The sequence below is a fragment of the Pseudoalteromonas qingdaonensis genome (assembly GCF_038739665.1).
GTDB classification, from domain to species: domain Bacteria; phylum Pseudomonadota; class Gammaproteobacteria; order Enterobacterales; family Alteromonadaceae; genus Pseudoalteromonas; species Pseudoalteromonas qingdaonensis.
Genome location: NZ_JBCGCU010000016.1, coordinates 64,995 through 73,311, shown reverse-complemented (window position 1 = coordinate 73,311; position 8,317 = coordinate 64,995). Strand labels below are relative to the sequence as shown.

6 protein-coding genes and 2 rRNA genes are annotated in these 8,317 nt (G+C 47.4%); all 8 read left to right on the top strand.

Annotated features, from left to right (window positions below; all coding sequences use genetic code 11):
* Window positions 1–122: ribosomal RNA gene (locus WCN91_RS13085) — 23S ribosomal RNA — on the top strand; the annotation flags it as partial.
* A gap of 122 nt (window positions 123–244) precedes the next feature.
* A 5S ribosomal RNA gene (gene rrf / locus WCN91_RS13080) occupies window positions 245–359 on the top strand.
* Window positions 360–987: 628 nt separating this feature from the next.
* Complete coding sequence (locus WCN91_RS13075; protein ID WP_342679746.1) at window positions 988–2,034, top strand: DUF2066 domain-containing protein; 1,047 nt, start codon at window positions 988–990, stop codon at window positions 2,032–2,034.
* 6 nt (window positions 2,035–2,040) lie between these two features.
* Window positions 2,041–2,742 carry a DnaA regulatory inactivator Hda gene (gene hda, locus WCN91_RS13070; protein WP_342679751.1) on the top strand — a complete coding sequence of 234 codons (702 nt, stop codon included), beginning with the start codon at window positions 2,041–2,043 and terminating at the stop codon, window positions 2,740–2,742.
* Window positions 2,743–2,835: 93 nt separating this feature from the next.
* Window positions 2,836–3,816 (top strand): phenylalanine--tRNA ligase subunit alpha, encoded by a 981-nt coding sequence (gene pheS, locus WCN91_RS13065; RefSeq protein ID WP_342679744.1) that lies wholly within the window; start codon window positions 2,836–2,838, stop codon window positions 3,814–3,816.
* 13 nt (window positions 3,817–3,829) lie between these two features.
* Window positions 3,830–6,217 carry a phenylalanine--tRNA ligase subunit beta gene (gene pheT / locus WCN91_RS13060; protein WP_342679742.1) on the top strand — a complete coding sequence of 796 codons (2,388 nt, stop codon included), beginning with the start codon at window positions 3,830–3,832 and terminating at the stop codon, window positions 6,215–6,217.
* 2 nt (window positions 6,218–6,219) lie between these two features.
* The gene (gene ihfA / locus WCN91_RS13055; protein ID WP_342679740.1) at window positions 6,220–6,522 is read left to right on the top strand and encodes an integration host factor subunit alpha; all 303 of its coding nucleotides are present in this window, start codon (window positions 6,220–6,222) and stop codon (window positions 6,520–6,522) included.
* A 322-nt stretch (window positions 6,523–6,844) separates the two neighbouring features.
* On the top strand, window positions 6,845–8,290 hold the full coding sequence (locus tag WCN91_RS13050) for a glyceraldehyde-3-phosphate dehydrogenase (RefSeq protein ID WP_342679738.1): 1,446 nt from the start codon (window positions 6,845–6,847) through the stop codon (window positions 8,288–8,290).
* Window positions 8,291–8,317 lie beyond the last annotated feature (27 nt).

The following is an 8,317-nucleotide window of genomic DNA, read 5'->3' as shown; positions in this document are numbered from 1 at the left end:
TTCTCACTTGGAGTTTAACTCCACTGAAGGGCCGTTGAAGACTACAACGTTGATAGGCAGGGTGTGGAAGCGCTGTGAGGCGTTAAGCTAACCTGTACTAATTACCCGTGAGGCTTAACCATACAACGCCAAAATGGTGTGAGACTGTTAAGTTAGAAGTTAGAAATTAAAGACTGAAGTAGACACATTACTTATAAAGCTTTCCGAATTAATACTGATTGCAATGCGATTAGTAACCAATTTGCTTGGTGACAATAGCGTTCTGGACCCACCTGACCCCATGCCGAACTCAGCAGTGAAACGGAACAGCGCCGATGATAGTGTGGCATTTGCCATGTGAAAGTAGGTCATCACCAGGCTCCTATTTAGAAAAACCCGCTCAATGAGCGGGTTTTTTGCTTTCTGGAAAACTAGATTGGAAGGCCAGCCCCGACATAAAAAAACTCCCACGGCTATCTGTAGGCGAGGCTTTAGCCTTGCAAAAGCAGAATATTAAACCCGCTTGGATGTTGCTCACAGAAGGCTGGGAAGCAGAGTTGTTTTAACAATACATCCATGTAGCTTGGTTACATCGGTCATCCATGCAGTATTGAATACGTCCTGTATTCCCCCCTTCGGGCCAGCTAACGCTGTTCAAATCTGTTCCAGACAGGTTTGTCACCTCCTCGTGCTGCGACGATACTTAATCGTCGGTCACTCGTCGCCTAATTAAAGAAATCCGTTGCAGCAATGCAGCGGGTTTTTGCTTTCTGACTTTTAGGTATTACACAGCGTTTATTGTTTTGCTGGGGTAAACTCATTAAGTAGCTTCATTAGTCCTTACTTAAAAATTCAGTAAAAAGTAGGGGAGTAACTGCACCAAAATTAGCCGCTTGTGAGTAGCTAATTAACCAGGGATTCAGCTGCTTAACTAATCTTGGCTAACCCTTTGCTTTGTCACTGGCTTTGTTTTAGGATCAGGGCATTCACACTAAGGTTTAAGACGACGTGATCCGTAATTTATTACTGCTAGTTATAGCTTTTGGCGCTTTGCCGCTGCAGGCAATTGAAGTCAAAGACTTATACCAATATCGCCAGCCAGTCGAAGATAAAACCCGAACTAGCCGAGCTACCGCGAGCCAAAATGCGCTGCTTAATGTCCTTGTTAAAGTGACAGGTGACGCCAATGCGGCCGAAAACTCTAAAGTGCGTGCTGCCTTGCCCGATATTGCAAGTTACATTACTAAATATGAGTACGCGGATAATAAGGGTGAATCTTATTTACAGGTAGAATTCGATGGAAACAAGGTTAACGCCTTGGTGCGTGACGCAGGCCTACCCTTATGGGGTAATCGTCGTCCCTTGGTGGCAATCTGGTTAGCAATAGAGGATGGTTGGCGTCGTGAACTAATGACAGCCGATTCTTACCCGCAAATTCAAGAGCAAATTGCCGAGCGAGCATCTCGTCGTGGTGTGCCCGTGGTAACGCCGTTATTTGATTTAGAGGATCACCAACATGTGACCGTGGCCGATGTTTGGGGTAACTTCAGTGGCTCTCTGGATATTGCCTCGGAGCGCTATATGGCTGAGCGTGTGGTTTCGGGGCGCCTTTATAAGGATGCTAATTCCGATACTTGGGAATTGGAGTGGCGTTTTACCAATGAAGATCAGTTTGAAGCAATCAAACATAAGGGCGACCAGCAACAAGTTGTTGCCGATATGGTCGATGCCTTAGCCGGTTCTTTGGCAAGCGAATATGCTATCGATGCCAGCTCCAGCTATGAAGCGCAACAGCAAACCTTAAAGCTATATAACACTCGGAATTTTGTCGATATTGAATATGCTGTGCGCCGTTTAAAAAGCTTAAGTGTAGTGACCGATGCGGCGGTGATGCACATCTCTCAAGAGCTGGTTGAGATCCGTATTAGCCACACTGGTGGTGTGGAAGATCTCAAAAAAGCCTTAACTCTGGATTCTTACTTTAGCGACTATCGCGATCCGCAGAAGTTTTACTACTCCAATAGTAATGATGCGCTCGAGTACGCGTGGCAGTAATCTATGATGCTTAGCTCGCAATTAGCGCTGCCGGTGACCTTGCCGGATGACGAAACCTATGCCAGTTATTTTGGCGGTGAGGATTCCCTCGAGGTTAGTCATCTGCGCTCGTCATTTAATCATCTGAACGAGCAGTTTCAATATACCTATTTATGCGGTTTAGGTGATTCCGGCAAATCTCACTTGCTTTATGCCACCTGTGTTCATGCTCAGGAGCTTGGCTTGTCCAGCATGCTGTTATCACTCAGTGAAGTGCAGCATTACGGCCCGCAAGTGCTTGAAGGGGTGGATGCCCTCGATGTGGTCTGTATCGATGATTTACACCTTATAGCCGGTGATGAAGCCTGGGAAAAAGCGCTTTTTAACTTCTTTAACCGCTTTAATGAGCCGGGTAAGCTCTTGCTTATCTCCGCCGACTTGCTGCCTGATATGTTGCATTTGGATCTGCCTGATCTCGAGTCGCGCTTAAAGTGGGGCACCACCTTACAAATTCGCTCCATGAGCGATGATGATAAGGCGCAGGCACTAACCAACCGCGCCAAGATGCGCGGCCTGGAGTTATCCGATGAATGTGCACGTTTTTTACTGACGCGTCTTAGTCGTGATATGCGTGCCTTACTGGATGTACTCGATACTTTGGATCACGCATCCATGGCGGCACAACGCAAGCTCACCATTCCTTTTATAAAAGCCACACTAAAGCTGTAGAAACAGACGTGCGGGGCTAGAATCAATGCGGCCCTTTCGTTATCATAAGTGGCTAAATAAACACTTTAAATTATCACCCTAGTCAGGTATCCGATGAACTTAGAAGCGATTTTGGCTGACGCCTTAAAGGCGGTTGAAACAGCCAGCGAAATCGCGCACCTAGAAGATGTGCGCGTAAACTACCTTGGTAAGAAAGGTGAAATAACCGGGCTACTTAAAACACTTGGACAAATGGCGCCAGAAGAGCGTAAGAGCGCAGGCCAAGTAATTAACCAAGCAAAGCAAGAAGTTACTGAAGCAATCAATGTTAAACGTGAAGCACTGAGTGCTGCTGAGTTAGAAGCTAAACTTGCCGCTGAAACAATTGATGTTACCTTGCCGGGTCGCAATATGGCCTCAGGCGGTGTGCACCCGGTTACCCGTACCATAGAGCGTATTGAATCCTTCTTCGGTGAGCTTGGCTTTGCCGTTAAGTCGGGCCCTGAGGTAGAAGATGATTTCCACAACTTCGATGCCCTGAATATTCCGGCTCATCACCCGGCTCGTGCGGATCACGATACCTTCTACTTCAATCCTAAGTTGGTATTACGCACACAAACCAGTGGCGTACAAATTCGCACCATGGAAACCGAGCAACCGCCGCTGCGTATTATCTCGCCTGGTCGCGTATACCGTAACGACTACGACCAAACCCATACGCCTATGTTCCACCAGGTTGAAGGCTTGATGGTAGATACTGACGTAAGCTTCACTGAGCTTAAAGGCATTCTGCATGACTTCTTGCGTAACTTCTTCGAAGAAGACATGGAAATCCGTTTCCGTCCATCCTACTTCCCATTTACCGAGCCTTCGGCGGAAGTAGATGTGAAAGGTAAAGACGGTAAATGGCTTGAGGTATTAGGCTGTGGCATGGTGCACCCGAACGTATTGCGCTCGGTAAACATCGACCCTGAAAAATACACCGGCTTTGCCTTTGGTATGGGCGTAGAGCGCCTGACCATGCTGCGCTATGGCGTTAACGACCTACGCGCTTTCTTCGAAAATGATATGAAATTCCTAAACCAGTTCCGTTAAGAGGTCGTGATAAATGAAATTCAGTGAAAAGTGGTTACGCGAATGGGTTAACCCGGCCATCGACGCGAATGAACTGGCAGAGCAACTTTCTATGGCGGGCCTTGAAGTAGACGGCCTTGATGCCGCTGCGGGTCAATTTGAAGGTGTGGTTGTAGGTGAAGTGGTTGAATGTGGCCAACACCCAGATGCAGATAAACTACGTGTGACCAAGGTTAACGTGGGCGAAGACGAGCTACTAGATATCGTCTGTGGCGCGCCAAACTGTCGCCAAGGCCTAAAAGTGGCCGTAGCGAAAGTGGGTGCCGTTCTTCCGGGTGACTTTAAAATCAAAAAAGCCAAGCTACGTGGCCAGCCTTCACACGGCATGTTATGTGCGTTTGTTGAGCTAGGCATTAGCGAAGAAGGCGACGGCATCATGGAATTGCCTCTAGATGCGCCTATCGGTCAGGACCTACGTGAATATCTTGCTCTTGACGACAATATTATCGACGTTGACCTAACGCCTAACCGCAGCGATTGCTTAGGCATTAAAGGCCTGGCTCGTGAAGTGGGTGTACTGAACAACCTTGACGTTAAAGAGCTTGAAATTCCTGCGGTTGAACCAACAATCGACGACAAAATTAGCATCGAACTGGTAAATGAAGAAGCCTGTCCGCGTTACCTTGGCCGCGTGCTTAAGGGCATTAACCTGGATGCGCAAACACCACTGTGGATGGTTGAAAAACTGCGTCGCAGCGGCATTCGTTCAATCGACCCGGTCGTAGATGTGACTAACTATGTGTTGATTGAACTAGGTCACCCTATGCACGCCTTTGATCTTAATGCCATAGAAGGTGGTATCAAGGTACGCAGCGCCAACGCTGGTGAAGAACTGGTACTGCTAGACGGCAACACGGCTAAGTTAAATGAATCGACTCTAGTGATTGCCGATCATAACAAGGCCCTGGCCATGGCTGGTATCTTTGGCGGTGAGCACTCGGGTGTAACCGAAAAGACCTCAGACATCCTGCTTGAAAGTGCTTTCTTTAACCCTGTTGCGATTGCCGGTCAAGCACGCAGCTATGGTTTGCACACCGATGCCTCACACCGTTATGAGCGTGGTGTAGATTTCGCCCTACAGCGCGATGCCATGGAGCGTGCTACTGCATTGCTGCTTGAAATCGTGGGTGGTCAGGCTGGCCCAATCGTTGAAGCGGTAGCCCCTGAGCAATTGCCTAAGGTAACGGCGGTAACACTTCGTCGTGAGCGTCTAGACCGCGTAATTGGTTATCATATCGATGATGAAACAGTTACCAATATCTTGCGCCGCCTAGGCCTGGATGTGCAGTTCGACAACAACACCTGGCAGGCGGATGTGCCTAGCTACCGTTTTGATATTCGCATCGAAGAAGATCTAATCGAAGAAGTGGCACGCGTATTCGGTTACAACAATATTCCTAACGAGGCGCCATTAGCCAAGTTGAATATGACCTGTCACAAAGAAGCGGATGTTGCCATCAAGCGTATGCGCGACACCTTGGTAACCCGAGGTTATCAAGAAGCAATTACCTATAGCTTCGTTGATCCTAAGGTGCAAAATGCCATTCACGGTGAAGAAAACAGCCTGGTTTTACCGCATCCTATCTCTATCGAAATGTCGGTGATGCGTAAGTCTTTAATGCCTGGCCTACTAAATACTTTGGTGTATAACCAGAATCGCCAACAGCCACGTATTCGCTTCTTCGAGCAAGGACTGAAGTTTATTGCTGATGAAAACGCCGAAAACGGTGTATTGCAGCAGGCTGTGATTGGTGGCGTGGTTGCCGGCAGTTGTTATGGCGAGCATTGGGATCTGGATAGCCGTGCAGCGGATTTCTTCGATGTCAAAGGCGATGTAGAGGCCTTATTGGCGCTGTGCAATACCAGTGCACGCTTTAGCTTTAAAGCCGAGGCCTGTGATGGTTTGCACCCAGGTCAAAGCGCGGCCATTTATGCCGATGGCGTAAAGGTTGGCTTTATTGGCGCTTTACACCCACAATTGCATAAGCAATTGGGTATTAACGGCACCGCATTTGTGTTCGAAATTGAAATTGCCGCGCTTAATAACCGCGTGTTGCCACAGGCACAGGCTATTTCAAAGTTCCCATCGAACCGCCGCGATATCGCGATTTTAGTCAAAGACGAAGTAAATGCCGGTGATGTTTTGGCCGCGATAGAAAAAGTTGGCGGAAATCAATTGGTTGACCTAAACTTATTCGATGTGTATAAGGGCAAAGGTATAGAGCCAGATTATAAGAGTTTGGCAATTGCTCTGACACTGCAGGCGGTTGATAGAACGCTCGAAGAGAAGGATATCAACCAAGTTGTCGACAACGTCGTAGCCACTTTGGCTAAAGAGTTTAATGCATCGTTGAGGGACTAGATATGGCGCTTACCAAAGCCGACATAGCTGAACACCTATTTGAGAAGTTGGGGATCAATAAAAAGGATGCCAAAGAACTAGTTGAAGCGTTTTTTGAAGAAATCCGCTCAGCTTTAGAGAATGGGGAGCAGATCAAGCTTTCTGGCTTTGGCAATTTTGATCTTCGCGATAAGAAAGAGCGACCGGGCCGTAACCCAAAAACCGGAGAGGATATTCCTATTTCGGCGCGCCGTGTGGTTACCTTTAGGCCAGGGCAAAAACTGAAAACCCGTGTTGAAGTCGGTACCAGTAAGCTCAAGTCTTAATCATAAAAAGCAGCCTTAGGGCTGCTTTTTTAATGCCTGAAATTGGCCGCTATTCCTTGTCTGTACATTTATTTAAGTGCCTCTGTCCGGCACTGTGTTTTTGAACGTCACTATTTCCTATCCCAATCCTTTAATTTTTTACTGTCTCTTAGTGAGCTAATGAGTTAACGCTAACTAGAGGTGGTTATTGTCGCCGCTTTGCATTAGAATATGGGCGCCCGGCATCAGGCATATTGTCCTTGATCACGCTCTCACTTTGTGGTCAGAACAGTTAATTGCTGGGGTTGATATCCGTTCAAATCAAATTTCAAAGGCAGAAACAATGACCTTATCTCACGAGCAAGAATACTTAAACAGCTGGCAGGAACGCCAAGACTTCGCTGAAAGTATGCAACCTATTATTGGTAAACTGTACCGCAACCGTGGTATCGAAATTGCTGTATATGGCCGTCCGCTAGTAAGTGCCAGCACCATCGATATCATCAAAGCGCACAAAACCGTCGCTCAATTTGAAGATTCAAAACTGCGTTTACGTGAAAGCTTCCCATTCCTAGAAGCCATTAGCAAAATGGAGTTAAACTCTGCTCGTATCGATATCGGTAAGTTAGCCTACAACTACCTATACAAAGATGTAGCCAATGGTCGCTCTGTTGAAGAATACCTAAACGATGAACTAGCTGAAATCGTTAACGCCGGTGCAGCGAAAGAGCCGCGTGACGTAGTTCTTTACGGTTTCGGTCGTATCGGTCGTCTACTAGCTCGTCTACTTATCGAAAAATCAGGTCCTTACGCTGATCTTCGCCTTCGCGCCATCGTTGTTCGCGGCGGTAAAGACGGTGACCTTGAAAAGCGTGCCAGCCTGTTACGTCGTGATTCAATCCACGGTCCTTTCAACGGTTCAATCACTGTTGACCATGAGCGTAATGCGATTAAAGCAAACGGCAGCTACATCCAGGTGATCTACGCGAACTCACCAAGCGAAGTTGATTACACAGCTTACGGCATCAAAGATGCACTAGTTGTTGATAACACAGGTATCTGGAAAGACGAAGCGGGCCTAGGTCAGCACCTTGAAGCTAAAGGTTCAGCAAAAGTACTACTTACCGCTCCTGCTAAAGGCAATATCAAGAACATCGTATACGGTGTTAACAACAGTGATATCAAACCTGAAGATAAGATCGTGTGTGCGGCAAGCTGTACAACTAACGCCATCACACCTACTTTGAAAGCCCTAAACGACAAGTTCGGTATCAAGAATGGTCACGTTGAAACTGTACACTCGTACACCAACGACCAGAACCTGATCGATAACTACCACTCGGCTGAGCGTCGTGGTCGTGCTGCGGCATTGAATATGGTTATCACCTCTACTGGTGCAGCTAAAGCGGTATCTAAAGCGCTTCCAGAGCTTGAAGGCAAGCTAACTGGTAATGCTATCCGCGTACCTACGCCTAACGTTTCAATGGCTATTTTGAACCTGAACCTTGAGACAGCAACGAGCGTAGAAGAGCTTAATGCCTTCCTACGTGACACGGCGCTTTACTCAGACCTTCGTGACCAAATCGATTACACAGCATCGACTGAAATCGTATCGACTGACCTTGTGGGCAGCCGTTACGCCGGTGTGGTTGACTCAAAAGCAACGATTGTTGACGGTGACCGCGTAGTACTTTACGTTTGGTACGATAACGAGTTCGGCTACAGCTGTCAGGTTGTACGTTGTATGCAAGACATGGCTGAGGTTACTCACCCAAGCTTGCCACGCTAATAAGCGTATAGAACAAGACTAGCCGGC